Annotated in this window: 24 protein-coding genes, 1 tRNA gene and 1 pseudogene; 14 read left to right on the top strand and 12 right to left on the bottom strand. The window is 71.6% G+C overall.

Annotated elements, in window-relative coordinates; translation table 11 throughout:
* Positions 1-68: 68 nt before the first annotated feature.
* Positions 69-482, top strand: a complete 414-nt coding sequence (locus AB0C35_RS11025; protein WP_358453079.1) for a DUF3592 domain-containing protein — start codon at positions 69-71, stop codon at positions 480-482.
* 51 nt (positions 483-533) lie between these two features.
* Here the strand turns inward: AB0C35_RS11025 and AB0C35_RS11020 are convergent, their stop codons facing one another.
* Positions 534-1,391 carry a helix-turn-helix domain-containing protein gene (locus AB0C35_RS11020; RefSeq protein ID WP_358453076.1) on the bottom strand — a complete coding sequence of 286 codons (858 nt, stop codon included), beginning with the start codon at positions 1,389-1,391 and terminating at the stop codon, positions 534-536.
* A gap of 101 nt (positions 1,392-1,492) precedes the next feature.
* Here AB0C35_RS11020 and AB0C35_RS11015 point away from each other — a divergent pair, with 101 nt between their 5' ends.
* The gene (locus AB0C35_RS11015; protein ID WP_358453074.1) at positions 1,493-2,881 is read left to right on the top strand and encodes an MFS transporter; all 1,389 of its coding nucleotides are present in this window, start codon (positions 1,493-1,495) and stop codon (positions 2,879-2,881) included.
* Positions 2,882-2,892: 11 nt separating this feature from the next.
* Entirely contained in the window at positions 2,893-3,645 is a 753-nt protein-coding gene (locus tag AB0C35_RS11010; protein WP_358453072.1) for an SDR family oxidoreductase, read from the top strand.
* Between the two features lie 55 nt (positions 3,646-3,700).
* On the opposite strand, the gene AB0C35_RS11005 is transcribed toward AB0C35_RS11010, so the two are convergent.
* From AB0C35_RS11005 to AB0C35_RS10995, 3 genes are all read right to left on the bottom strand, one after another.
* On the bottom strand, positions 3,701-4,063 hold the full coding sequence (locus AB0C35_RS11005; protein WP_358453071.1) for a nuclear transport factor 2 family protein: 363 nt from the start codon (positions 4,061-4,063) through the stop codon (positions 3,701-3,703).
* A gap of 85 nt (positions 4,064-4,148) precedes the next feature.
* Positions 4,149-4,748, bottom strand: coding sequence for a hypothetical protein (locus tag AB0C35_RS11000; protein ID WP_358453068.1), 600 nt, complete (start codon positions 4,746-4,748; stop codon positions 4,149-4,151).
* Positions 4,745-5,350 (bottom strand): TetR family transcriptional regulator, encoded by a 606-nt coding sequence (locus tag AB0C35_RS10995; protein ID WP_358453065.1) that lies wholly within the window; start codon positions 5,348-5,350, stop codon positions 4,745-4,747. The genes AB0C35_RS11000 and AB0C35_RS10995 overlap by 4 nt, the downstream gene beginning before the upstream one ends.
* Positions 5,351-5,464: 114 nt before the next feature.
* Between AB0C35_RS10995 and AB0C35_RS10990 the strand changes: the two genes are divergently transcribed.
* From AB0C35_RS10990 to dnaN, 3 genes are all read left to right on the top strand, one after another.
* Positions 5,465-6,937: a DNA-3-methyladenine glycosylase 2 family protein gene (locus AB0C35_RS10990; RefSeq protein ID WP_358453063.1), complete on the top strand. Its 1,473-nt coding sequence runs from the start codon at positions 5,465-5,467 to the stop codon at positions 6,935-6,937.
* Between the two features lie 19 nt (positions 6,938-6,956).
* Positions 6,957-7,466 carry a methylated-DNA--[protein]-cysteine S-methyltransferase gene (locus AB0C35_RS10985; protein ID WP_358453060.1) on the top strand — a complete coding sequence of 170 codons (510 nt, stop codon included), beginning with the start codon at positions 6,957-6,959 and terminating at the stop codon, positions 7,464-7,466.
* A 79-nt stretch (positions 7,467-7,545) separates the two neighbouring features.
* Entirely contained in the window at positions 7,546-8,709 is a 1,164-nt protein-coding gene (gene dnaN, locus AB0C35_RS10980; protein WP_358453057.1) for a DNA polymerase III subunit beta, read from the top strand.
* Positions 8,710-8,946: 237 nt separating this feature from the next.
* On the opposite strand, the gene AB0C35_RS10975 is transcribed toward dnaN, so the two are convergent.
* On the bottom strand, positions 8,947-9,510 hold the full coding sequence (locus tag AB0C35_RS10975; RefSeq protein ID WP_358453054.1) for an XRE family transcriptional regulator: 564 nt from the start codon (positions 9,508-9,510) through the stop codon (positions 8,947-8,949).
* A gap of 105 nt (positions 9,511-9,615) precedes the next feature.
* On the opposite strand from AB0C35_RS10975, the gene AB0C35_RS10970 reads away from it, so the two are divergent.
* From AB0C35_RS10970 to AB0C35_RS10960, 3 genes are read left to right on the top strand one after another with little or no spacing between them, the layout of a single operon-like run.
* On the top strand, positions 9,616-10,281 hold the full coding sequence (locus AB0C35_RS10970) for a phenylalanine--tRNA ligase beta subunit-related protein (protein WP_358453051.1): 666 nt from the start codon (positions 9,616-9,618) through the stop codon (positions 10,279-10,281).
* The gene (locus AB0C35_RS10965; protein ID WP_358453048.1) at positions 10,281-11,168 is read left to right on the top strand and encodes an EamA family transporter; all 888 of its coding nucleotides are present in this window, start codon (positions 10,281-10,283) and stop codon (positions 11,166-11,168) included. The genes AB0C35_RS10970 and AB0C35_RS10965 overlap by 1 nt, the downstream gene beginning before the upstream one ends.
* 26 nt (positions 11,169-11,194) lie before the next feature.
* Positions 11,195-12,256, top strand: a complete 1,062-nt coding sequence (locus AB0C35_RS10960) for a hypothetical protein (protein ID WP_358453045.1) — start codon at positions 11,195-11,197, stop codon at positions 12,254-12,256.
* A 114-nt stretch (positions 12,257-12,370) separates the two neighbouring features.
* On the opposite strand, the gene AB0C35_RS10955 is transcribed toward AB0C35_RS10960, so the two are convergent.
* The 5 genes from AB0C35_RS10955 to AB0C35_RS10935 all read right to left on the bottom strand — a co-directional run bounded on the left by AB0C35_RS10955 (position 12,371) and on the right by AB0C35_RS10935 (position 14,439).
* A tRNA-Ser gene (locus tag AB0C35_RS10955) sits at positions 12,371-12,455 on the bottom strand.
* Between the two features lie 10 nt (positions 12,456-12,465).
* Positions 12,466-12,903: a tRNA adenosine(34) deaminase TadA gene (tadA, locus tag AB0C35_RS10950; RefSeq protein WP_358453705.1), complete on the bottom strand. Its 438-nt coding sequence runs from the start codon at positions 12,901-12,903 to the stop codon at positions 12,466-12,468.
* Positions 12,904-13,003: 100 nt separating this feature from the next.
* Positions 13,004-13,441, bottom strand: a complete 438-nt coding sequence (locus AB0C35_RS10945) for a tRNA adenosine deaminase-associated protein (protein WP_358453042.1) — start codon at positions 13,439-13,441, stop codon at positions 13,004-13,006.
* Positions 13,442-13,553: 112 nt separating this feature from the next.
* Complete coding sequence (locus tag AB0C35_RS10940) at positions 13,554-14,039, bottom strand: tRNA adenosine deaminase-associated protein (RefSeq protein WP_358453039.1); 486 nt, start codon at positions 14,037-14,039, stop codon at positions 13,554-13,556.
* A 154-nt stretch (positions 14,040-14,193) separates the two neighbouring features.
* Positions 14,194-14,439, bottom strand: coding sequence for a hypothetical protein (locus AB0C35_RS10935; RefSeq protein WP_358453036.1), 246 nt, complete (start codon positions 14,437-14,439; stop codon positions 14,194-14,196).
* A 333-nt stretch (positions 14,440-14,772) separates the two neighbouring features.
* Here AB0C35_RS10935 and upp point away from each other — a divergent pair, with 333 nt between their 5' ends.
* From upp to AB0C35_RS10910, 5 genes and pseudogenes are all read left to right on the top strand, one after another.
* A complete protein-coding gene (upp, locus tag AB0C35_RS10930) occupies positions 14,773-15,411 on the top strand; it encodes a uracil phosphoribosyltransferase (RefSeq protein WP_358453034.1) in 639 nt (212 codons plus the stop codon).
* Positions 15,412-15,620: 209 nt separating this feature from the next.
* Entirely contained in the window at positions 15,621-15,857 is a 237-nt protein-coding gene (locus tag AB0C35_RS10925) for a hypothetical protein (protein WP_358453031.1), read from the top strand.
* 115 nt (positions 15,858-15,972) lie between these two features.
* On the top strand, positions 15,973-16,131 hold the full coding sequence (locus tag AB0C35_RS10920) for a hypothetical protein (RefSeq protein ID WP_358453029.1): 159 nt from the start codon (positions 15,973-15,975) through the stop codon (positions 16,129-16,131).
* 7 nt (positions 16,132-16,138) lie between these two features.
* Positions 16,139-16,636: pseudogene (locus tag AB0C35_RS10915) on the top strand (PH domain-containing protein); the annotation flags it as partial.
* Positions 16,637-17,043: 407 nt separating this feature from the next.
* Entirely contained in the window at positions 17,044-18,492 is a 1,449-nt protein-coding gene (locus AB0C35_RS10910) for a helix-turn-helix transcriptional regulator (RefSeq protein ID WP_358453026.1), read from the top strand.
* Between the two features lie 60 nt (positions 18,493-18,552).
* Here AB0C35_RS10910 and AB0C35_RS10905 read toward each other — a convergent pair whose 3' ends face one another.
* Both AB0C35_RS10905 and AB0C35_RS10900 read right to left on the bottom strand, forming a co-directional pair.
* The gene (locus AB0C35_RS10905; RefSeq protein ID WP_358453023.1) at positions 18,553-18,861 is read right to left on the bottom strand and encodes a type II toxin-antitoxin system VapB family antitoxin; all 309 of its coding nucleotides are present in this window, start codon (positions 18,859-18,861) and stop codon (positions 18,553-18,555) included.
* 175 nt (positions 18,862-19,036) lie between these two features.
* A complete protein-coding gene (locus AB0C35_RS10900) occupies positions 19,037-20,233 on the bottom strand; it encodes a hypothetical protein (protein WP_358453021.1) in 1,197 nt (398 codons plus the stop codon).
* Between the last annotated feature and the right edge of the window lie 28 nt (positions 20,234-20,261).

The following is a 20,261-nucleotide window of genomic DNA, read 5'->3' as shown; positions in this document are numbered from 1 at the left end:
TAGCCCCGAACTGCGGGGCACCTCGGGGCGTCCCATTGTTCGGGAGCCCATGGGGTGGAGGGGGCGGTGTGTCGGGTGATCTGATTCCCATCGTGGCCATTGGGGCGCTCGGAGCAGGTTTCCTCGCGGGCTACCTGCGGGACGTCGTGCACGTGTGCCGGCTATGGCGAAGTGGCGTACGCACGACCGGTGTCGTGGTCGGCCACCAAGCGGTGGGCGGAGTCGAATCAGAAACACGGTGGACACCCGTTTTCGCCTTCGAGGACCAGCACGGGAGCCGGGTGGCCTTCAAGTCGATCGTGCGCATGGACACCGAGATGGAGCCGGGGCAGGAAGTGCCGGTGGTGTATCTGGCGCACAAGCCGAAGGTCATGCTCCTTTTCACCCGAAAGAACATGGTGAGATCGCTGCTGGAGAACACGGGTCTCCTGGCCATCGGATCGCTGTTCCTGGGCGCCGCGGTGGTCTTCGTGGCCGGTTAGGCCCGATAGCGAGCGGCTCGGGCATGTCCCGCCTGACTCGCGCGACGTTGTTCAAGCCAGGTCGGCGCTGGAGAGGTGGGTGGACGTCTCGGCCAGCCTCCGGAGCGCCTCCTCCGAGGACGAGCCCGGTTCGGCGGCGTAGAGCATGAGGCGGCTGAGGTCGGGGTCGCCGGGCAGGTGCAGGGTCTCGAACGGCAGGACGAGCCGTCCGGCGTCCGGGTGGTCGATGCGGGCCTCGCCGTGCGTCAGGTCCGCCACGTGGTGCGCCGACCACATCCGCCGGAACTCGGGACTCCGGTCGCGCAGGCAGTCGATCAGCGTGCGCAGCCGCGGGTCGTCCGGGTCCTGCCCGGAGCGGAACCGCAGGTAGGCGGCGTTGCGGCGGGCGACCGCGGGCCAGTTGTCCCCGAGCCGCGCCCGGTAGTCGCCGTTCAGGTGGATCTGATGCGACCAGGTCCGCTCGTCCGCCGGGACGTTCGCGAGGTCGACGAAAACGGCGGCGGTGAGCCGGTTCCACGCGACCACGTTCGTGTAGTGCCCGACCACGTACGCGGGGGCGTGGGTGATCGAGTCGAGCAGATGCCGGAGCGGGGCCCGCAGGCGGGGCGGGCCCGTGGCGGGTTCGCGGCGCGGCGGGTGCGCGAGGCGGTGCAGGTGGACGTGTTCGTCGCCGTCCAGCCGCAGGGCCCGGGAGATCGCGTCGAGCACCTCGGCGGACACGCCCTCGGCCGTCCCCTGTTCGAGGCGGATGTAGTAGGCGACGCTGACTCCGGCGAGCTGTGCCAGTTCCTCCCGCCGCAGCCCCGGTACGCGCCGGCGGCTCCCGTAGGAGGGGACGCCCACGTCCTCGGGCCGCAGCCGGGCCCGCCGCGACTTGAGGAACTCGCCGAGTTCGACGTTGCGCGCCATGCGCAGAGGCTATCCGGCGGGCGCCGCGGAGCCTGCTACTGCGGGTGGTACGAACAGGCGGGGGCTGGGTAGCCGCGTCCTACGGCGCGAGGGTCTCTGCCATGACCGCACTGACCACCGCCGTCTCCGCTCCTCCTGGGCGGATGTCGCCACGGCACAAACTGGTGTTGACCCTTCTGCTCGGCGCGCAGTTCATGCTCGCCATCGACTTCTCCATCCTGAACGTGGCGCTTCCCGTCGTCGGCAGGGGACTGGGCTTCGGTCTGGACGAACTGCAATGGATCGCTACCGCGTTCGCGCTTCCCGCCGCCGGATTCACGTTGCTGTTCGGCCGCGTGGCCGATCTGTTCGGACGGCGCCGGATGCTGCTGACGGGCATGGCGCTCCTGGCGGCAGGCTCCCTGATCGGCGGGCTGGCCGCGTCACCGGCGATGCTGCTGACCGGACGGGTTCTGCAGGGCCTCGCCACGGCGATCGCCACACCGGCCGCCCTGTCGCTGATCACGACGTCCTTCCCGGAAGGGCCGATGCGGACGCGGGCGCTCGGCCTCAGCGGCGCGCTCATGTCCGCCGGGTTCACCGTCGGCGCGATCCTCGGCGGGGTGCTCACGGACGTGCTGAGCTGGCGCTGGGCCTTCCTGATCAACGTGCCGGTCGCGGTGCTGATCCTCGCCGTGACGCCCGCGGTCGTGTCCGAGAGCCGGTCGCGGGGCGGGGCGAAGCTGGACGTTCCCGGCGCGGTGACCGTGACCGGCGGCCTCCTCGCGCTCGTCTACGGGATCACGTCCGGCGGTTCGCGGGGCTGGGACGACCCGGTCGCCGTCGGCGCGCTCGTGGCCGCGGCAGTCCTGCTGAGCGCGTTCGTCCTGGTGGAGCGGCGGTCCCCGGCCCCGCTGGCGCCGCTGAGCGTCCTGACGCGCAGGACCGTCACCTGGGGCAACGTCGGCGGGTTCGTGGCGTTCGCCACCGAAACGTCGCTGGTGTTCCTGATGACGCTCTACCTGCAGAAGGTGCTGGACTTCTCGCCGCTGACGACCGGGCTCGCGCTCGGCGTTCTCGGCGCCGGGACGTTCGCCGGCGGTGTCGCCGCGCCCCGGATCATGGGACGGTTCGGCGGCCGCACCACCCTCGTCGCCGGGCTCCTCCTGCAGGCGGCGGCGACGGCGGCGCTGCTGGGGGTCGGTGAGTCGCGCGACGGGCTCGGCCTGATGCTCGTCGCGACCGCGATCGGCGGATTCGGGAACCTCGTCGCGATCGTCGCGTTCATGGGGACCGTGACGTCCGGGCTGCCGGACGGCGAGCAGGGCCTCGCGACCGGTGTCGCCACCATGACCCAGCAGGTCGCCATCACCCTCGGGATTCCCGTGATGAGCGCCGTGGCCACCGCGAACACGTCCGTCCTCGGCGGCGTCCACACTGCGATCGCGGTGAACGTCGCGATCGTCCTCGCCGGGGCGGCCCTCGTCGGGTCGTTCCTGCGCCGATCCTGAAGGGGCCCGCCATGGATCTCGAACTCGACGGCAAGGTCTTCATCGTCACCGGGGCGTCCGCCGGGATCGGTGAGGCGGCGGCCGCGCTGCTCACCGGTGAGGGCGCGCAGGTCGTCGGCGTCTCCCGCAACGGCGACGTCGCGGCCGACCTGACCGACCCCGCCTCCGCGCAACGCGTCGTGGACGTCGCGCTGGAGCGCCACGGCCGGCTGGACGGACTGGTCAACAACGCGGGTGCGCTCGACTCCCGGATCGGTTTCCTCGACGTGACCGACGACCAGTGGCATGCGACCTTCGAGCTGAACTTCCACGCGGCCGTCCGGATGGCCCGCGCCGCGCTGCCCGCCCTGATCGACCAGGGCGCGGGGAGCCTGGTGCACGTGTCCAGCGAAGCCGGACGGTTCCCCGATACGCCACTGGTCGACTATGCGGCGTCCAAGACGGCGTTGCTGTCGGTGTCCAAGACGCTGGCGGGGGAGTTCGGCCGCTGCGGCATCCGCTCCAACATCGTCACGCCCGGCCCCACACGAACCCGGTTGTGGGATCAGCCCGGTGGGTTCGCCGACCAGTTGGCCGCCCAGTTCGGGCTTCCGGTCGAGGAGGCCATAGAGCGGTTCGTCCGCGAAGAGCGACGGCTGCCCGTCGGGCGGCTGGGCACACCGCAGGACGTCGCGCGGGTCATCGCCTACCTGCTGTCGCCGCTGGCCGCCCAGGTCACGGGGGCGGAGTGGACGGTGGACGGCGGTGCGCTCCGACAAATCTGACCGCACCGGGGCGGCGTGCCGGGCGGGGGACGTCCGGCACGCCGCCGGGTCGCCTTCAGGCGGGGACCTTGTCGAGGAAGCCGTGGACGCGGTCGAAGCGGCCGTCGTCGGCGAAGACCGCCACGTCGAAGCCGACCACGATCGCCTCCCCGCCCTCGGGGCCGAGCTCCCAGGTGAAGCGGGCCACGTTGTGGTGGGCGTCCACGGTGCCCGCGGGGCGGAAGACCATGCCGGGGAACTGCTGCTGCGCCGCGCCGACGAAGGCGTCGATCGCGTCCCGGCCCTCGGCCACGCCGAGCGGGTCGACGTACGCGGGGTGCTCCGTCCACAGTTCGTCGATCGCGGCGCGCCGGGCGGCGGGGTCGGTCTCGTTCCAGACGGCCAGGTACCGCTCGACCCGCTGCTGAACGTCGCTCATGTCATGACTCCCGTCTGATCGGCCGGGTCCGTCCCGGTGCCCCTACGCTGCCAACTCCGCGGCGGAAGATCGATTACCTGGGAGGTCATGCCCGGCGGGCGGACCGTCCGTAGGGCTCCTCGGGGACGGCGTGCGCGACGGCGAGCTTGATCAGCAGCACGGCGGGCAGCCAGGCGAAGCCCTCGGGATGGGTGACCGACGGCGCGATCATCACCCCGCCGAGGACGGCGAACAGACCGACGGGGCGGGCCAGGTAGAGCGGCGCGCGGGCGACCAGGACCACGCCGGTCAACGCCCACGCGTACCACAGCGGCCCCCACCACCAAGGCCCGCTGAACACCAGGCCGACCACGATCGGCTGGACGTGGCACGCGGCGAACCCGATCTCGTTGTGCATGAGCCGGTTCAGGCGCGTCGGCGGCAGCGGCAGCGGTCCGTGGTAGAAGCGTTTGACGGCGTTCAGCCCATTGGCGACGACGCCGCCGGCGATGTCGTAGGCCACGACAGCGCCGATCAGGTACTTCCACCAGGGCCACGGCAGGTCCCGGGCGATCCACAGCAGAACCGCCACGCCGAACGCTCCCGCCAGATAGGCGAGGGACCGTTCGGGCGCCGTTGCGCCACTGCCGAGGAACCAGCTCGGCTTCGCGGACGTGGTTTCCCAGTCGATCTGGCCGCCGGTCATGATGCCGGCTTCGTTCTGCCCAGCCCGCCGCCATAGATGGTCATCGCCTCGTCCGCCCACCTGGTCATGCCTTCGGTCGACAGGGGGTCGGAACCCAGTACGTCGGTCAGACGGTCCCGCAGCAGGAATACGGCCAGGTCGTTGACCAACAGGAACGCCGTGCGGACGGCCGGATCGTCGCCCGGGTCCGCCTCGCCTGCGGCGACCATGGCGTCCAGCTGGGCCCGGCTCACCTCGAACAGGCGCCGGAACAGGCGGCGGCCGGGCTCGCCGTCGCCGAGCAGGAGCCGCCGCAGATACGCGGGCACAGGGGATCCAGGTGGCAGGTGGCGAAGCACGGACTTGGCCAGTGACCCGGGATCCGCCTTCGCGACGGTCTCGCCGGTGAGCTCGCCGAGCATCCCGTCGAACATCTGCAGGACGTGCTGGTCGACGCTCTCGCGCAGGACGTCCTTCGAGCCGAAATGGTGCATGACCAGCGCCGCCGAGACGCCCGCGGCCTCGGCGACCTGCCGCACCGTGACCGCGTCCGGGCCGCGCAGGGCGAACAGCCGCAGCGCCTCGTCGCGGATGACGGCCCGGGTCGTCCGGTCATCGATCATTGAACACATGTTCAGCATGTTAAACACTTGTTCAGTGACCGCGCAAATGCGTCGCGAGGATAATGTCGGAAATCCGCCAGTGGAAGCACGTGACCATCGGTGATGCTGGGAGACATGCACGAGGACGCGGAAAGATGCGTACGGGCCGTCCAGGCGAAGGACGCCCGCTTCGACGGATGGTTCTTCACCGGGGTCGTCACCACGGGCATCTACTGCCGCCCGAGCTGCCCGGCCGTCCCGCCCAAGCCCGGGAACATGCGCTTCTACCCCAGCGCCGCCGCCGCGCAGCAGGCCGGCTTCCGCGCCTGCAAGCGCTGCCGCCCCGACACCAGCCCCGGCTCACCGGAATGGAACCACCGCGCGGACGTCGTCGCCCGGGCGATGCGGCTCATCGACGACGGCGTGGTCGACCGTGAGGGCGTTCCCGGCCTCGCACGACGGCTCGGCTACAGCACACGCCAGATCGAGCGTCAGCTCAACGCCGAACTGGGTGCCGGCCCGCTCGCCCTGGCGCGGGCCCAGCGTGCTCAGACGGCGAGGCTCCTCATCGAAACGACAGCCCTCCCCATGGGCGACGTCGCGTTCGCGGCGGGTTTCGCCAGTATCCGCGCCTTCAACGACACCGTCCGCGAGGTGTTCGCCCTTACGCCGAGCGCACTGCGCGACCGCGTCGCCAAGGGCCACCCGCCCGCAGGGTCAGGGGCGCTGTCGCTGCGGCTGCCGTTCCGGGTGCCGCTCTGCCCCGACAACCTGTTCGGCCACCTCACCGCCACCGCCGTCCCCGGCGTCGAGGAGTGGCGGGACGGCGCGTTCCGCCGCTCGATGCGCCTGCCCCACGGGCACGGCATCGCCACGCTACGGCCCCGGCCCGACCACGTCGCCTGCACGCTCACCCTCAGCGACCTGCGCGACCTCGCGATCGCGATCAGCCGCTGCCGCTGGATGCTCGACCTCGACGCCGACCCCGTCGCCGTGGACGACCTGCTCCGCACCGACCCCGCCCTCGCCCCGCTGGTCGACAAGGCGCCCGGACGGCGCGTCCCCCGCACCGTGGACGCCCCCGAGTTCGCCGTCCGCGCCGTCCTGGGGCAGCAGGTGTCGACGGCCGCGGCCCGAACCCACGCGGGACGCCTCGTCACCGCCTACGGCGACCCCATCGACGACCCGGGCGGGGGACTGACCCACCTCTTCCCGACCCCGTGCGCCCTTGCCGAGCTCGACCCGGAAGCCCTCGCGTTCCCGAAAACCCGGCGCACCACCCTCATGACCCTCGTTGACGCACTTGCGAGCGGCGAGATCGACCTCGGCGTGGGAAGCGACTGGGAAGAGGCCCGCGCGCGCTTGTCCGCCCTACCGGGCTTCGGCCCCTGGACCACGGAGACGATCGCGATGCGCGCTCTCGGAGACCCCGACGCGTTCATCCCAGGCGACCTGGGAATCCGCGCCGCCGCCAAGTCACTCGACCTCCCCTCGACGCCTGCGGCCCTCACACATCGCGCCGCCCAGTGGCGTCCATGGCGTGCCTACGCCGTTCAGTACCTGTGGGCCACGAGCGACCACCCCATCAATCTGCTTCCCGCATCCTGACCAAGAGAGGATCACCTTCATGAACCCGACGCACGTCGTCGTGGACAGTCCCATAGGCCCGCTCACGCTGGTGGCCCTGGACGGCGCCTTGTCCGCACTCCACATGGACATGCAGCGCCACCGTCCGTCCGAGGAGACCTTCGGCGCCCCCGGCGACCCGGACACCGACCCCTTCGCGACGGTCGCCGAGCAACTCTCCGGATACTTCGCCGGTGAGCTGACCGAGTTCGACCTCCCGCTCACCCTCCGCGGAACGCCCTTCCAGCAACGCGTCTGGGGGCTGCTCCAAGAGATCCCCTACGGCGAGACCGCCACCTACGGCCAGCTCGCCACCGAACTGGGCAAGCCGTCCGCGTCCCGTGCCGTCGGCCTCGCCAACGGGCGCAACCCGATCAGCGTCATCGTCCCCTGCCACCGCGTCGTCGGCTCCACCGGCGACCTCACCGGCTACGGGGGCGGCCTCGACCGCAAGCGCTACCTCCTCGACTTCGAACGCAAGACCCACAGCACCGCCGACGCCCTTTTCTAGGACTGTCCGAGGCTGGGGATAACGTGCGTGTCATGGCCGGTCCCCGGCCGTCAAGCAGTCGCCGGAAAGGCTGATCAAGGTGGAGTTCCGAGTCGACCGCCAGACCCTCGCCGACGCCGTGGCGTGGGCCGCGCGGACGCTGCCGGCGCGCCCCGCGCTCCCCGTCCTCGCGGGCATGCTCATCGAGGTCACCGACCAGGGCGAGCTGACCCTGGCCGGGTTCGACTACGAGGTCTCGGCCCGCGCCACGGACGAGGCCGCCGTCACCGAGCCGGGCCGCGTGCTCGTTCCCGGGCGGCTGCTGTCCGACATCGTCCGGAACCTTCCTCCACAGCCTGTGGACATCTTCACGAAGGGCTCGGAGGTGGTGGTCCGCTGCGGCCCCGCCGAGTTCGGCCTCCTGACGTTGCCCGTCGAGGACTACCCGACCCTCCCCGAGCCGCCCGCCCGCGCCGGAACCGTCCCCGGCGACCTGTTCGCGACCGCCGTCGCCCAGGTCACCCCGGCCGCCGGACGCGACGACACCCTCCCGATGCTCACCGGCGTCCGGATCGACATCGAGGGCGACACGATGTGGCTCGCCTGCACCGACCGCTACCGCATCGCCGCCCGCGAGCTGACCTGGTCCCCCGCCGACCCCGGCTTCACCGCCGGCGTCGTCGTCCCCGCCCGCACCCTCGCCGACACCGCCAAGGCGATCAAGCGCGGCGCGGACGTCGCCATCGACCTCGGCGGCACCGCCGACACCCTCATCGGCGTCTCCGGCGGCGGCCGCAGCATGACCAGCCGCCTCCTGGACGACCAGTACATCAACTACCGGTCCCGGCTCACCGGGACCTGGTCGTCGGTCGCCGAGATCCCCGTCGCCCCGTTCGTCGAGGCGATCAAGCGCGCCGCCCTGGTCACCGAACGCGGCACCCCGATCCGGCTGGCCTTCACCGCCGACGAGGTCCGCATCCGCGCCGCCACCGGCGACTCCGCCCGCGCCAACGAGAGCCTCGGCGTCCGGCTCACCGGCGACGACGTCGACATCGCGTTCGCCCCCCAGTACCTCCTGGACGGCCTCGCCGGCATCGACACCGAGTACGCCCGCCTGGAATGCGCCGACCCCAACAAGGCCGCCCTCCTCACCGCCATCCCAGACAAGAAGGACGACTCCGACGACAAGGACGGCGAGGCCCCCGACGACACCTCCGACACCGGCTACCGCTACCTGGCCATGCCCGTCCGCCTGACCTCCTGACACCCACCCGCCCGCCTGACCTCCTGACACCCACCCGCCCGCCCGACCGACCGACCGCCCGACCGACCGTCCGACCGCCAGTCCGACCGCCCGACCGCCCGACCGCCCGACCGTCCGGCCGACCGTCCGGCCGGGGCCGCCGATTCCTCCGGCTCAGCGATGGCGCGGGGCCGCGGGGCCGCGGGGCCGAAGGGCCCGATCTCCACGGCCGCCGGGCCAGATCCGGCGCTCCCTGGGTCAGAGGTCGAGGACGGCCAGGACGAAGCGGACCTCCCGGTCGCCCGCGTTTCCGTACGAATGGGGGCGGTCACCGACGAACACGGCCGCCGCGCCCTCCTCGACGAGATCGGTCCGGCCGTCGACGCCGAGGGTCAGCGTCCCCTGCTCCACGTAGACGATCTCCTTGGTGCCGGGGACGTGCGCGTCGCTCTCCCGCGTCTCCCCCGGCTGCAGCTCCCAGCGCCACAACTCCAGCGACGGCCTCGGGTCGCTCCCGGCCAGCAGCGTGCCCGTCCCGCCCTTCTCGCCCTGCCACAGCACGACATGCCGGTCCGGCCGGAACATCCGCACCGGCGGCTCCTCCTCCACCTGCACCAGCCGCGTCAGCGGCACACCGAGCGCGTCGGAGATCCGGATGAGCGTCCCCAGGTTCGGGTTCCCGCGCCCCTGCTCCAGGCCGACCAGGACGCCCTTGCTCACCCCGGCCCGGCCCGCCAGCTCGTCCAGGCTCCACCCGTGCCCGGCCCGCAGCGCCCGCACGGTCCGCGCCACGGCCCCCCCGATCTCACCCTGCTCGCTCAATCGCCCTCCACAGTCCCAGAACACCCACCCCAACGATCCCACCTCGGGCGGTCGGTATGATGATATCTCCATGTCATTAAAGTGACCGTCCTGGAGGGTTCGGAGATGTTGGAGCAGGTCGTTGTGGACGAGGCCGTGCGGGAACTGCGTCCCGACTTCGCCGTGCTCGTGATGACCGCCGAAGGGCTCGCCAACGGGCCCGGCGATCAGCAGTCGGAGGGCTGGCTGGCCGAGGCGGCCGGGAAGGCGGACCCCGGCGACCCGCACGTGGAGGCATGGCGTGACGCCTACCGGGCGTTCGGGGCGAAGCCGCAGCGGACCCGGCCCTCGGTGGACGCCCTGCTCCGCCGCGCCGACACCCTCCCGTCCATCAACAAGGTCGTGGACGCCTACAACGCCGTCAGCGTCGAGTACGCGCTGCCCATCGGCGGCGAGGACCTCGACGCGTACCAGGGTGCGGCGCGGCTGGTCAGGGCCACGGGGGACGAGCCGTTCGACGTGGTCGCGGGCGGCGAGCCCGCGACGGAGCACCCGAACGCCGGCGAGGTCGTCTGGCGCGACGACGCGGGCGTGACCTGCCGGCGCTGGAACTGGCGGCAGTGCGTCAGGACGCGGCTGACGGAGGACACGAAGAACGGCGTCTTCCTGCTCGAACGCCTTGAGCCGTACCCGCTGGACCGGCTGGCCGAGGCGGGCGACCGGCTCGCGGGACGTCTCCGGACGATCGCGCCGGACGTCCGGATCGCGAGCCGGCTGATCGGCGGGCGGTGATGGTCACTGCCCTGGCGCTGAGCGCGGCCCTCGCCTACGGGGTGGCGGACTTCCTCGGCGGCGCCGTTGCCCGCAAGGCGACGGCGTTGAAGGCGTTGACCTGGTGCGTTCCGATCGGTCTCGCGGTCGTGCTCGTGTCGGCGCTGCTCGCCGGCGGCACCGCCTCCCCCGGCCCGATGGCCTGGGGTTTCGCGGCCGGGCTCAGCGGCGGCGCGGGCCTGATCACGTTCTACCGGGCGCTCGCGCGCGGGCCGATGAACGTGGTGGCGCCCGTGTCCGCGCTGGCCTCGGCGGTCCTGCCCGTCGCCGTCGGCATCGCGCTGGGCGAGCGGCTGGACGCGTCCGTCCTCGCCGGCGTCCTGCTGTGCCTCGTCGCGATCGGGCTGGTCAGCATGGAGGCCGGCGACGCCCGGGAGGCCGCCGGGCCGGGCCCGGCCGGATGGCGGCGGGTGCTGGACTCGGGTCCCGCGATGGCCGGGGTGTCGGGGACCTGCTTCGGGATCTTCTTCATCCTGCTGAAGGCCGCCGGGGACGGCACGGGGCTCTGGCCGATCGTCGGCGCACGCGTCGGCAACCTCGTCATCGTCGCCGCGGCGCTGCTGTTCATGGTGTTGCGCGGCGGCGGCCTCGGCCCCCGCGTGTCCGGGCGGACGCTGATCGGGCTGGCGCTGCTGTCCGGCACCCTCGACGCGGGCGCGAACGTCCTCTACTTCCTCGCCGCCCACGGCGGCATGCTCAGCCTCGCCGCCGTCCTCACGTCCCTGTACCCGGCGATCACCGTCCTGCTGGCCCGCATCGCGTATAGCGAGCGGCTGCGCGTCATTCAGCGCGTCGGCATGGGCGTCGCCGTCGCCGGCGTCGCCCTGGTGACGGCCGGCGCGAATTGACGGGTCCGCCTGCCATGCTGGACGGCATGCCAAGGACCTTTCGAGAACTGGTGCGGACACTCGAACGACTCGGGGCCGTCACCCCCTCCGAGGCCGCCGCCTCATTGGCGGAGGCGGATTCCTGGGTGGACGAGGAATTCCACGCCGACGACCTGATCAGCCTGTTCGACGAACTCCCCATCGCCTTTTACGTCGAAGCCAAGGTGGACAGCCTGGAGAGCGCCTACCACGACCTCCTGCAAGAGGCCGCGGGCTGCTCGCGCGGTGCCGTGACGATCGACGACGTCGAGATGGTGGACGTCGAAGGCGAGCCCTTCCTGCATTTCCGGCGCAATGGCCGTCCCCTATGGTGGCGCCTGGAACACCGGTCGCCCTTCTACGTCGATCTGTTGACGATCGCGGAGAACCTCGACGACCTCGCCCCCTCCGACGGCCGCGCCATCTACCACGTCGAGGACGAGGACAACCCCGCCTCGGACGGCTGGTACATCCTGCTCACACCGGAACAGGCGCGGGTCGTGCGCGAGGAGTTCGACCTGCCGCTGGAGATGGACTGGGCCTACACGGGGCAGCCCGAACCGTCCCTCTCCGCCGCCCCCGGCACGGCCGCCTGGTACGTCGAAGAGAGCCGCGCCCGGATGGACGAGCCGTCCCGCCTCCGCCTGGACGAATGGCTCGCGGGAACGGAATCCGCCCTGCAACGGTGGCGCGCGGACGACCTCGACTTCACCCTGAATTCCCTGTCGGCCCTGGAAACGCGGCTTCTGGAGCGCTTCCCCGGCCCCGGCTCCGTGTCCGCGGATGACGAGTTCGTCGACGGCGCCGCACGCTACATAGGCGAGACCGTCATGAGGGCGTGGCCGTCCCACTGGTTCTACCGGCATTCCGGGGGCGGGCCGGCCCACCTTGTAAATGTTCCGGTGGTCCGCGCCAACACCCCGGCCGGTTTCGCGGGCCTCTGCGTCCCCGTCCGTGCGATCGAGCGCCTTGTGACCAAGCGTGAACCCGGAACACTGCTGGATTCGGTGAACAAAGTCGGCGAGGCGGTCGACCTTTACCAGAAAGCCCTGCTCGCCCGGACCCGGTGACGGCTCCGCCCGTGAACTCCCGGCCGCGATCGTGTTGCGGCGTGGACCGGCCGATGGACGCCTCCAAAAGGAGAAGCCGCTGACCCGGAAACGGATCGGCGGCCTCTGCATCGGCGGTGGTGGTGGGATTCGAACCCACGGAAGCTTGCACTTCACACGCTTTCGAGGCGTGCGCCCTCGTCCACTAGGCGACACCACCGCAGGAGAGCCTACCTGACTCTGCGGTGCGTGAAGAACTCGGTCAGCAGTGCCGCGCACTCGTCCGCGAGCACCTCTGCGACGACCTCCGGCCGGTGGTTGAGGCGCCGGTCCCGGACGACGTCCCACAGCGACCCGACCGCGCCCGCCTTCAGGTCGACGGCGCCGTACACGACCCGGTCGAGACGGGCCTGGACGGACGCGCCGGCGCACATCGTGCATGGTTCGAGGGTCACGACCAGCGTGCAGCCCGACAGCCGCCACTCCCCGAGGGCGGCCGCCGCCTCCCGCATCGCGACGATCTCCGCATGCCCGGTCGGGTCGGCGGACCGCTCGCGATCGTTGTGCCCCGCACCGATGACGTCGCCAGACCCGTCCAGCACGACGGCCCCGACCGGAATCTCCCCGCCCTCGAACGCCTTGCGGGCCTCCTCGAGCGCCCGCCGCATCGCCCCCTCGAACCCCGCGACCACGGCATCGGCCTCCGAAGCGGATCCCCGCGCGTCCGGCCCGGGGGCCCGGTCGGGAGGGCGGGGGCGGGCCGGCCGGTCAGTCACGGAGGCGGTCGAACTCTTCGCCGAAACCGGCGTGCTCGGCGACGGTGAGCAGCGCGTCGCCGGGCAGGGCGCGCTCGCCGAGGTCGCCGAGCTGCTTGGCGTCGACGCCGAGGTCTTCGAGGAGGGCCGGGTCGCCGCCGGGGTCGCCGTCCGGGACCTCGCCGACGAGCTGCTGGAACAGCGCGCCGAGCCCGTCCTCGCGGACGGTGGACACGTAGGCGCGCGGCTCGTCCTCCCCGTCCAGCCGGACGACCGCAAACCAGTCGTCGTCCTGCTCGATCAGCAGGACCACCGGGTCGCCGTAGGTCTCGACGGCCGCCTCCCGCATCAGATCGGCGACGTCGTCGACGTGGTCGGCCTCGGCGAGCACGGCCTCGGTGCCGACCCAGCCCTCCGGGGTCTGCGCGAACACGGCGGCGAAGTAGGACACGTGTTAATTGTGACCCACGGGGTTGCCCGGGTCACAGCCCCAGCGGCTGCGGAATCGTCCCGAATCGCCGGTGACATGTCCGTTCTGCTCGGATGATCTCGCCCGGGTGCCGTCAGACGATGGCGTCCAAGGCGCGTTCGAAGGCGGGGGCGAAGCCGATGCGGCCGGCGATGCTGAGCAGCATCTCGTCCGGGTAGAGCTCCAGGTCGCCGGAGATGGCGCCGAGCTCCATCTCGTCCAGGCCGAGATCGGCGAAGATCGACATGTCGCCGACGGGGAGGACCTGGTCGAGTTCCTCGTCGTCGGGGATCGGGATGTCCAGGTAGTCGAGGACCTGGCCGGCCAGCGGCCAGTCGACCGAGGCCGTGACGTCCGACAGGAACACCATGACGTCGTCGCCGAGCAGGCGGATCGCCACGAAGAAGTCGTCGCCGACCGAGACCAGCCCGACCGTGCCGCCGAGGCTCGGCTGCTGGCGCAGGGCATGGATCAGCCCCGCGAGGTCCTCGGTCAACGCGACCGGGAGGATCTCGGCCTCCCAGCCCTCGTCTTCCCGGTACACCACGACGGCGAAATCCGTCGCGTCCACATCCGTCATTTCCACCCCACCGGCGCGTCTCCTGCCAGGGCATGGTCCCAGATGCGGCGGGCCCGCGCGCGCTCCAACGCCAAACTGGGCGCCGCACTCGCGCGTGAGACCGGGAGTCAGTGCCGCAAACCGGTGCCCAGCGGAGGAACCTCTTGGATCCGCGTCAATTGATACGGAAGGTGCGGCGGCGCAGTTGCGCGTGGATCCGGGCGCGCCGCGACCTGTGCGGTGTCACCCGGCGGCGCAGCTCACGGGCCTCGGCCAGCTCGCGCAGGAAGATCGCCCGGCGGCGCAGATGCTCGCGCACCTGCTCGGGGGAGATGTCGCCCTGGGGGCCCGGGCGCGGCCCGGCGTCCTGCCCGGCCTCATTCCCGGCTGTGACATCGGTCACCGGGGGTTCGGCGGGCACCGGCGCGTCCTCGGAGGCGGGAGCGGAAGCAGCGGAGGCGGGATCGCCGGAGGCGGGGGGACCGGGAGGCGGCGTGACGGGTTCCGCGGGGGGAGCCGCTGCCTCGGGAGACGGCGCCGCGGCGCCGTCCCCGGGCGAGTCCGGCCGCCCACCGGCCGCACCCGGGGGAGCCGGCGGCTCAGGTGGGTCGGGCACGGACTCCCGGGCCCGCGCCGGACCTGCCGGCTGGTGATCGCTTTCGCTGTTCATAACGCCATACTGCCCAGCTCAGCGGTGTCCTATCCAGGTTCGGCACGGTCCGGCCGTTCGCGGGCGGTGGGCTACGGTGAGCGCATGCAGACCCTCGCCGTCGATCACCCGCTCGTCGCGCACAAGCTCACCACGCTGCGGGACGTCCGCACCGATTCCCCCACGTTCCGACGCCTCGCCGACGAGCTGGTCACCCTCCTCGCCTACGAGGCCACCCGCGATGTCCGGGTCGCGGACGCCACCGTGCAGACCCCCCTCGTCCCGGCGCAGGGCGTCCAGCTGGCCAGCCCGAAGCCGCTCGTCGTGCCGATCCTGCGCGCCGGCCTCGGGATGCTGGACGGCATGACGCGGCTGCTGCCCACCGCCGAGGTCGGCTTCCTCGGGATGATCCGGGACGAGGGCACCCTCCAGGCGCAGACGTACGCGACGCGGCTCCCGGACGACCTGTCCGGCCGGCAGTGCTACGTCCTCGACCCGATGCTCGCGACCGGCGGGACCCTCGCCGCCGCCGTCCGGCTGCTGTTCGACCGCGGCGCCGACGACGTCACCGCGATCTGCCTGCTCGCCGCCCCGGAGGGGCTGAAGCACCTGGAGCAGTCGTTCTCCGACATCTCGGCCCCCATCCGGGTCGTGACGGCCGCGATCGACTCCCACCTCAACGAGCAGGGCTTCATCATGCCCGGCCTCGGGGACGCCGGAGACCGGCTCTACGGCGTCGTCTGACCCGCGGGCCCACCCCGTCCATCCGCGCCATCACGATCGAATGCCGACCTGACCTGGGATGTTCGTTCCCCCGGGCTGAGGGTACGAAGGCGCTACGGAACGCCGGTGCGTTCCTCTCCGCCGCCCCGGCACAGGGGACCGTTTCGGACCGGGCGGTGTGAGCGAGCTCGATCGAGGGACGTGTGATGGCTCACCTAGGGGATGGCGACATGCCGCGCTACACGGCGATCGGCGAGAGGCTCACCGAGGAGTTCGACGGGGTGCACGCAGCCGACACGGTGGACCGGTGCGTCTCGGCCGCGAGGCACGGCGCCGAGGAGGTCACGGGATCGGCGCCTCCCGACCTCGTGGAACGGATCGCGCGACGGCACCTGGAGGTGCTCGCGACGGTCGCGGCCGAAAAGCGCCGCAGGACGCGCCGCTCATCGCTCGACAACGCGCCATAGACCGAGTGCAGCGCGTCACGGGACGCGGACAACGCGCCATAGGCCTTGCTTTGCCGGTCGTGCGGGCTGTGCGAAACTGAACCGGGGTCCGTGGGTCAACGCCCGGGAGGCAGCCGTGCCCGCAAAAAAGTACATGACGTGGGCCGCGGTGGCCTTCGTGGCGTTCTACGTGATCAAGCAGCCGGACGGCGCGGCGCAGTCGGTGCACAACGCCGCGAGCGGCATCGCGTCCGCCGCCGGTTCCCTGGCCACCTTCGTCAACGCGCTCGCCTGAGGCCGCCATGAGGCTCGTGACCCCCGGCGACTCCGCGCCGGCATCGGTGAACAAGTACCTGCTTCCGCACGAGAACCAGGTGATCACGGTGCGCCGGCATCCGGCCGTGCTGATGGTCCCCGTCGGTCTCGTCCTCGGCGGCCTGATCGTCGCCGGCGTGCTGAGCAACACCGTCACCGCCGCCATGACCTGGATCTGGTGGGGCTGGCTGATCCTGCTGGGCTGGTTCGTGTGGCGGGTGGCGGAATGGTCCGTCGACTACTTCGTCATCACGAACCAGCGCATGCTGCTGACCACGGGGCTGATCACCCGCAAGGTCGCGATGATGCCGCTGGCCAAGGTCACCGACATGAGCTTCAAGCGGACGATCGCGGGCCGCATGCTCGGCTACGGCGAGTTCATCCTGGAGTCCGCCGGCCAGGACCAGGCGCTCACCAACGTGGACTACCTGCCCTACCCCGAGCAGCTCTACCTCGAAGTCTGCGAAATGATCTTCCCGAACAAGAACCCGGCGCCCGAGGAGAAGACGCTCCCCCCGCCTCCGCCGCCGCGCCGCCCGAAGGAGGCGGCCGAGCCGGACGACGTCCCCACCGCCCCGGGACCCGACGACCAGGGCTGACCGGCCGGGTGTTAGCCGGTAAGCGCGCCGGGCTGATCAATATCGGTGGTTTTTATGATCTTGCGTGGATGGTCGGATACCGTCCGAGGGTGACAGGCGTCGCGATCGCCGGGGGATCCACCGGCCGCAACCGGCGCGCCACGGCGTTGCAGCAGCGTGGGCGCGGGGCCGGGCGGGGCCCGACCAGCCGATCTCTTCTCTTGCCGCTTCATTACTCTCGATGTGCGATTACCCGCAATGTGCAATCATGTCGGCACCCCAGCCGCCTGTTTACTTCCGCTAAGTGAGTCCACATGCCGGGTCCAGGCAACGTCGGCGAACGTGTCCGCAACCTGCGGCTGACCAGACGCTTGTCGCAGGCACAGCTCGCCGGTCACGACCTTTCCGACAGCTACATCTCTCTGATCGAGTCGGGCAAGCGCACTCCGACGCCCACCGTCCTGCGCATGCTGGCCGAGCGCCTCGGCTGCACCCCCGAATATCTCGCGGAGGGCGTCGAGCCGGAGCAGCGCGCCCACCTTGAGGTACGGGAGCGCCACGCGCATCTGGCGCTGCTGCGCGGCGACCCGGTCACGGCCGAGGCCGGCTTCGACGAGGTGATCGCCCGCAGTGACGATCCCGACCTGACGTCCCGCGCGCGCTGGGGCCGTGCCCGCGCCCTGGAGGAGCTGGGCCGCACCGACAACGCGATCGCGCTCTTCGAGGAGCTGCGCGAGCAGGCCGAGCGGGACCCTGGCCGGGCCAGCTGGCTGCCGCCGGTGATCGCGCTGGCCCGCTGCTACCACACGGTCGGCGACCTCGGGCAGGCCATCGCGCTCGGGGAACGCGCCGTCGCGCGGCTGCACCACCTCGGGCTCGGCGTGGGCGAGGAGTACACCGAGGTCGGGCGGATTCTGCTGCTCGCCTACGTGGATCGCTCCGATCCTGCGCGGGCGCACGACCTCGGACGGCGGCTCCTGTACCCGGAGAGTTCCGGGGACGAGCCGACGAGCGTCCACTACCAGCGGGCCAGCACCCGTGCTCTTGAGGAAGGGACGATCGGCGACTCGCTGTACTTCGCCGATCGGGCCCTGGCCGTACGCAGCGACACCAGCCCGGTGCAGGCTCGCGAACGACTGTCCCTGGCCGCCGCCAAGGCGTTGCTCAGGGGCGTCATGCCGTTCTCGGCCGCCGGGCCGTCCGGTGCCGTGCCCGCCGGAGAATACGGTTTCGAACGTCCACGCGCCGAGGGTTCCCGTGAGGCCGCGCAGGAGGCGCTTGAGCTTCTCCAGGAGACGACCAATCTCGACGGTGCCGAGGCCACGGAGAGGACGATCGAGAAGGCTCGTGCGCTCGTCCTCGTCGGCGATCTGGACGACGCCATCGCCACCCTGGAGCAGTTCCTCGACACGGGCATGGCCCTGGCCGCCCCGACGTACTCCCCTCCCGTGACCCCGCAGCCTGACAACGACCGTGCGGCACGCACGCAGAAGACCGTCCTGGCCAGGCTCGTCCTCGCGCGCGCACGCGTCGCCCAAGGGGACCGGATGGCCGCCCAGGTCGTGCTGCGCGCCGCGTCGGAACAGCTGTCGACGCTGCCCGTGGGACGTCCGGCGGCGCATCTGCTCAGGGAACTGGGTGAGCTGCTCGAACTCGTCCGCGACCCGGAGGGCGCCGCGACGGCCTACCGGAAGGCGCTGGAGGCCGCCGGTCTCCGCGCGGCCCGCCCGCAGGCGGCCAACCGCGACCTGGGACGCGTCTGATCCCCGCCCGGGTGGCCGGGGGCCGGTGAAGGCCGGAGTCGCGCCGGGACCGGCCGTTGATCAGGTCATGTCGACGGCGTCCAGGTCCAGCACGCGCGCGTGCAGGACCTGCCGCTGGTGGAGCGCGGCCCGCAGCGCCCTGTGCAGGCCGTCCTCCAGGTACATCTCGCCCTTCCACTGGACCACGTGCGGGAACAGATCGCCGTAGAACGTGGAGTCCTTCGACAGGAGCGACTGCAGGTCCATCTCGCGTTTGGTGCTGACGAGCTGGTCGAGACGTACCTGGCGAGGCGGGATCTTGGCCCAGTCCCGGGACGAGAGTCCGTGCTCGGGATAGGGCCTTCCCTCACCCACCGCCTTGAAGATCACACTTCGAGTCTACGGCGTCGGGGTGACCGGGAGAAGGCAACGCAACAACATGCGTCACTCTACTTGCCACCACTGGTAAACCAGTTACCTCCCAGCTCAACGGCTTCGTCAGTAAATACCGGTGGGCGCCCGCCCGTGGGCGGGAGGCCCCGCGCCCGCCCCGCCGGCGGTCGGCCTACCAGGTGTCGATCTCCAGGTCGCCCAGTTCGTCGACGGCGACGCGGTCCTCCACGGCGAGGATCGTGACCATCCGCTCCGCCTCCTCCATCGTGACGAACCGGCCGTGCAGCTCCCGCTTCTCGGGGTAGGGCGTCTCCAGCCACAGCCGGGGCCCGTCTCGGCGCAGCTCGGCGGCCCGCTCCCGGTAGTTCTCGGGGAACGTCTCGGGCGGCTTCATCTCCGGGCCGCCCTGCCACATCATCTGGACGGTGCCCTCAGAGCGACCGATGAACGTCAGGAAGTACCCGTCGACCGGCTTCAGGTGCCGCACCCACCGCAGCGCGCCGTCCAGCAGGACGGGCGACGGGACCGTGTCGCTCCGGTCCCGGTCATGTGCCCGCATCATCAGCATCGGCGCGGAGACGTCCGGTTCGGCGACCAGGGCCGCGGCGCCGGTGTCCTCGCCGTGGAACAGGGGCCCGAGCGACTCCCACAGGCGGTCGACGGGGACGGACACCTCCAGCTCGCTCGTGCCGTCCGCGAGCGTGCCCTCGAAGCGGTCCCAGTCGCGGCGCAGCCGCAGCTCGCGGTCCCGGACGTCGCGCAGGAGGATCTCGATGCCGTCGGGAAGCCTCGGGCCGTAGTTGTCCAGCACGGTCTCGGCGGACATGATCATGTCCCGCCCCTTCGGGACGACCACCCCGCGCTGCGGGCCGCTGCTGCGGGTGACCAGCGCGCGCGGCACCGGGTCCCGGTCCCAGTGGCCCGCGCGGAAGGGCAGGCCCTTGCCCGTGACGGCCCGCCGGAACCGCTCGGCGGGCTCCCCGTCGGCGACCTCGCCGCGGTACGCGGGGACGACCTGCAGCCCGCACTCCCTCAACTCCGGGTCGCGCTTCTCCCAGAAGGGGGACTGCCCCGGACCGAGCAGGACGGCCCGATCAAGCGCGAACCCCGGCACGTCGATCGGCCGGACGTGAACGGTGTCGCCGAGTTCGCCGTCCACCAGATCGACCACGGCGTCCAGCAGCGCTTCGACGACGTCCTCGCGGTAACCCCGGTTGCACGCGATCACCAGAACGCGGTCGTCGCGGAAACGGTAAACGAAGGTTCCCACGCCGCCTTCGACGAGGAGGTCGTGCCGTCCGACGCGTTTGCTTTCCCAGTCCAGCGGGGCGCGCCGCTCTTTGGCGAGCGCGATGAGATCGAGAGTCATGCGCCCGCACGATAACGCCCGCCGACGA

The sequence above is a fragment of the Spirillospora sp. NPDC048819 genome, from assembly GCF_040650055.1.
Classification (GTDB): domain Bacteria; phylum Actinomycetota; class Actinomycetes; order Streptosporangiales; family Streptosporangiaceae; genus Spirillospora.
The sequence above is the reverse complement of the archived record's forward strand: the minus strand, read 5'-3'. Positions and strand labels throughout refer to the sequence as shown.